Origin of the sequence: Aerosakkonema funiforme FACHB-1375 (assembly GCF_014696265.1) — a bacterium.
Lineage (GTDB): Bacteria > Cyanobacteriota > Cyanobacteriia > Cyanobacteriales > Aerosakkonemataceae > Aerosakkonema > Aerosakkonema funiforme_A.
In genome coordinates this window covers 1-3,626 of record NZ_JACJPW010000222.1, presented here as the reverse complement: position 1 = coordinate 3,626, position 3,626 = coordinate 1, and the positions used below count along the sequence as shown (strand labels likewise).

4 protein-coding genes are annotated in these 3,626 nt (G+C 47.4%); 1 reads left to right on the top strand and 3 read right to left on the bottom strand.

All coding sequences use genetic code 11. From position 1 onward, the window contains the following. The first annotated feature begins 493 nt into the window (after window positions 1-493). Window positions 494-1,096 carry a L,D-transpeptidase gene (locus tag H6G03_RS36995; protein WP_190475912.1) on the top strand — a complete coding sequence of 201 codons (603 nt, stop codon included), beginning with the start codon at window positions 494-496 and terminating at the stop codon, window positions 1,094-1,096. A 35-nt stretch (window positions 1,097-1,131) separates the two neighbouring features. Here the strand turns inward: H6G03_RS36995 and H6G03_RS36990 are convergent, their stop codons facing one another. The 3 genes from H6G03_RS36990 to H6G03_RS36980 all read right to left on the bottom strand — a co-directional run bounded on the left by H6G03_RS36990 (window position 1,132) and on the right by H6G03_RS36980 (window position 3,372). Continuing rightward, window positions 1,132-1,671, bottom strand: a complete 540-nt coding sequence (locus H6G03_RS36990; protein ID WP_190475910.1) for a late competence development ComFB family protein — start codon at window positions 1,669-1,671, stop codon at window positions 1,132-1,134. Further along, window positions 1,668-2,075 carry a hypothetical protein gene (locus tag H6G03_RS36985; RefSeq protein ID WP_190475908.1) on the bottom strand — a complete coding sequence of 136 codons (408 nt, stop codon included), beginning with the start codon at window positions 2,073-2,075 and terminating at the stop codon, window positions 1,668-1,670. Before H6G03_RS36985 ends, H6G03_RS36990 begins: the two co-directional genes overlap by 4 nt. A gap of 340 nt (window positions 2,076-2,415) precedes the next feature. Continuing rightward, window positions 2,416-3,372, bottom strand: coding sequence for a M23 family metallopeptidase (locus H6G03_RS36980; protein ID WP_190475907.1), 957 nt, complete (start codon window positions 3,370-3,372; stop codon window positions 2,416-2,418). Between the last annotated feature and the right edge of the window lie 254 nt (window positions 3,373-3,626).

Below are 3,626 nucleotides of genomic sequence, written 5' to 3'. Positions count from 1 at the left end.
AAATACCAGCATTTTACGTTGTTGTGCCTGACATAAATTATTCTAGCACGAATCAAGAAAAGTCCCCCTGGAAGGGGGAGGCTTTAGACCCATTAATTTCGGTAAAGCTTTCTTTTCCTTTTTGCCGACTTCGGTAGCACCAATATTTAACTCTACCCGGAAATCACGTTTGAGGAAGGGCTGCTAATACCGTACTTTATACTCCTGAATGCACTGGCTATAAACTGGGTATATACATAGGTAAGTTTAGAGTCTAAAAAGGGAGATGATAAAATCTTTGTTCTATAAAGGGACAGTTTTAAATCTTTCTTTAGATAGAAGTTATGTAAAAAAGTCAAAATTTTCCGGTTCTGAGGTCTGGAGGAGTCTGAGTTCGTATCTTCCTGGGGTTAGTTGTGCCAAAAAGCACAAAATAAGCAAACATACCTTAGCAATCGGCCAATCAGTAGCTAGTGCTTAACAACAATCGATAGCTGTTTTGCAATGGCCAGTCATGTTAAAAAATGAGTTGCTCTGTCGCAGCTTGATGCTGCTTTGCTTTGGTACTGCTTTTCTACTACTGTTCGTGCAATGGCAAATTGCGGACTTGACGCCAGACAGAGGACAGACAGAGAAGGGAGAAGCTTCTTCCCAGATAACTATTGATGATGAGAGTCGAAAATTTGTTTCGCTACCTGAGTATGGGCCTGACAGTATAGCATTGGCAAAGAGCGTGCGTTTGGTTGTGGATTTGAGCGATCGCCGCGTCTATCTCTACGAAAATGATAAGTTGCAAGTTAGCTATCCGGTTGCTGTCGGTCAGGAAGGCTGGCAAACGCCGATCGGCTCTTTCCGAGTTCTGAAAATGCAAAAATACCCGGTATGGCGACATCCCATCACCGGGGCTGTTTTAGGGCCTGGGCCCGATAATCCTTTAGGAACTAGATGGATTGGTTTTTGGTCGGACGGACGCCATACGATCGGCTTTCACGGCACAAATCAAGCAGAACTCGTGGGGCAGCCTGTATCCCACGGTTGCTTGCGAATGCGCGATCGCGATATCCAGGCGCTCTACGATCGGCTGAGTTTGGGTACGCCGATAACGGTTAAAAATTAAGGGCTATCACTCCATCGCATAACTGGGCTGCTGTTCTAGAATTCTGGTTTTTGCTCAAATGAGGGAGCATATGCCTCTAGTAAGGAGCTTACCTGCTTGAGTACATCTTTGCTTTTGCCGATCGCTTGCCGGGAAGGATCTAATTGGGGTTGGGCCAAGTTGCGGACGATCGCCTCGCGGACTTGCTGAGTAATCAATTCCTGAAGTTCTTCCCTAGCACGCTGACGTTGATAGTTGGCACCTTCTTCTGTAGTAGCGTACAGAGGAGGCAGTCGGTTGAGGGCGTAAGCGGCTATATCGCCCACATCCAAGGCACGATTGCTGGTAGCTTCTATTTCCGCCACTCTTGAGATTGCTTCTGTCAGCACCAACTCTTCCATCACGTTAATGAACTGCTTGCGCGGTACCGCGACTACTTCACCGGTCAACAGCGACCCCATCAACCGATCCAGGGCCATATACTCTTCTATGGAAAGCTCGGAGGCAGTGTCGCAGATGCGTGCCACTTCTGCTTCCATCGCTGGTGTCAAATAACCATCTTGTAGCGCCTGCTCGACGATTTTTTCGATAGTCATAACGATGCCTCCGAAGCGGGAAACACAGCCATTTCAGTGCTGAGAGTCAAGCGAAATAGCGGTTTTAACCGCCGACAAACTGATATAATTACTGTTAGCAAAGAACCGATCGCTCCGCCGTTAGCCAGTCGGTAGGCACTTCCGCGTGAGATACTTCGCCGTAAGGTTTGCCGTAACGTCAGGGGTCTGAAATCAACCCAAATTGGGGAGCGACAAACAGAACTCGGACAGCGACATAAAACTAGGGGGTTCCAGCCTTGAATTCTAGACTGGATAAAACTTCTGGGCTGCGTGTACATATAGGTAAGCTCAATGAGGAAACTCGGAGAGTCTAGAGGCAATTGACACCGCCTTGATGCAGAAATATCTCGCCTAACTGTTAGATTCGTGACACTGTATTGCATAAATACTTGACGGTTGAAATGGTCAAAGCTATGGCAGGGAGTATGGTTAAAAATCAAACTACGGAGTCTGATTTTCTTCTAAAGAATCTCCGTCGCTTTTAGCGCGGAGAGTGTCAAAACGCCTCTATCGTTCTTAGACACCCCTTCGACTATCCCACCTCGCCCCGATGCCGCTTAGCTCCAGAAGTTTCGATCCTGACAATCGATCGAAAACTCTTACAGGAGTCTAGCAATAAATCTCGCTCCTTATCGCTTTTTCCTGTTTGGCTCACTGTGGTTTGGTGCAATTTAGTAAGATCTTGAAGGTAGTGCATTTTATATATCTCATCAAACAACTAGCTTATTCAATTCCTTGATATCGCCAAGGTGTTGGATCGACGGAATCTCCGTTTACGTATAATCCCCAGTGTAAGTGAGGACCGGTCGAGGCACCCGTAGAACCGATCGCACCAATGACTTGACCTGCCTGTACGAAATCTCCTTCCTGGACGTTGATGCGACTCAGGTGCAGAAATATACTGGTTACACCTTGACCGTGATCGATGCCGATCGTGTTGCCGTGCAGTCGGAACCCTTCAGAAACTCTTCCTACCAAAGCTACTCGACCGCCTGCTGGAGCAACTACTGGCGAACCATATCCACCAGCATAGTCTACTCCGCGATGGTAGTAGTCGTTCGCAAAGACGCCGTTGTAGTAGCGGCGCACTCCGTAAACGGTGCTGATTCTACCGCGATTTGGGGCTACAAATGGCCCATTCCAGTATTTTTCTGGAGTCACGAGTCTTTTAAACGCGCTGACGCGGTTTAGTTCGTGCTGTGTGGGTTCTGTTCCCCCTCCAGATAAGCGGATGCGTTGGGTGGGGAAAGAACGGGAGGCTACCTGTACTGTAAGATTCTGTACCTCCGTACCGGCAGTAACGCGAATCAGCCGAGAACCAGGTTTTTCTAGAGGTGTTGTCGGCACGAAAGCGCGAAAACGGGAGCCCACCAAAAACGTTTGGTAAGTTTTGTCTCCTGCTGTTACAGTCGGAGTGCTGTTAATTTCTGGATTCTGCTGTATAAATACGACCAAGGTATCGCCTAGTTTGGGATTGGCTGGTGCCACCTCTACTTGAAGGGCTCGTGCTGGCGTTCCCAGCATAGCAATAGTAAGGGCAAAAGCTAAACCTATCTGTAGAGCGAAAGGTTCGGTGAGGCGACGCAGCACTTTTAACTGAGCAAAATTAATTGCGATCCCTCTAAACCGCAAATCTGCTATTTTTTTCCAAAAATGTCTCGACAGTCTAATGGTACTCATAATGCTCACTATTGCTTTTCCATCGGCTCTCTAGACTAGCGTCTTAGCCATACCAGTTCCAACTGCCGAATTATAGCTTCACCATCTGTAGCTCTAGGAAAACTTTTCCAAGAGTACAATCAGAGGTTCTCCGTTCTGGAAAACTTACTCAAACTTACTCACAGACCTCGAAAGCCTGATTGATAGAGAGTTTGACGTTTCCTTCCTGCTTCATCGAATCCTTGATGGCAGTGCCATTAAGTTGGTGTGACCCT

Coding starts and splice junctions, on each gene's coding strand:
- H6G03_RS36990 (WP_190475910.1), bottom strand. CDS start 1,671: ATGACTATCGAAAAAATCGTCGAGCAGGCGCTACAAGATGGTTATTTG.
- H6G03_RS36980 (WP_190475907.1), bottom strand. CDS start 3,372: ATGAGTACCATTAGACTGTCGAGACATTTTTGGAAAAAAATAGCAGAT.
- H6G03_RS36995 (WP_190475912.1), top strand. CDS start 494: ATGTTAAAAAATGAGTTGCTCTGTCGCAGCTTGATGCTGCTTTGCTTT.
- H6G03_RS36985 (WP_190475908.1), bottom strand. CDS start 2,075: ATGCAATACAGTGTCACGAATCTAACAGTTAGGCGAGATATTTCTGCA.